General features: G+C 67.3%; 1 protein-coding gene. It reads left to right on the forward strand.

Translation table 11 applies throughout. From position 1 onward, the window contains the following. On the forward strand, window positions 1-324 hold a 324-nt coding region (locus tag OK17_RS22570; protein ID WP_461418825.1), incomplete at both ends, for an HNH endonuclease signature motif containing protein.

The following is a 324-nucleotide window of genomic DNA, read 5'->3' on the forward strand; positions in this document are numbered from 1 at the left end:
ACCCCCGGCTGCGACCTCGCCGCCGCACACCTGGAAATGCACCACGCCCAACTCGACTGGGCCGACGGTGGACTCACCGACATCACCGACCTCGCACCGGCATGCCCGAAACACAACCGCATGGTCGGAAAACAGGCAGGACAGTTCACCACCCGGATGGTGCGCGAAGGCCCCGACGAAGGCCGTTGCGCCTGGCGGCTCAACGCCGAACCCGGCGCACCACCCAACCCCGAACGCATCAACCGGCGCCCCGACATACCCCGCCGATTCGCCGAACACTTACGACAAGCGCGTACCGAGATCCACGGACCCGACACCGAGTCC

The sequence above is a fragment of the Gordonia sp. GN26 genome (genome assembly GCF_054823965.1).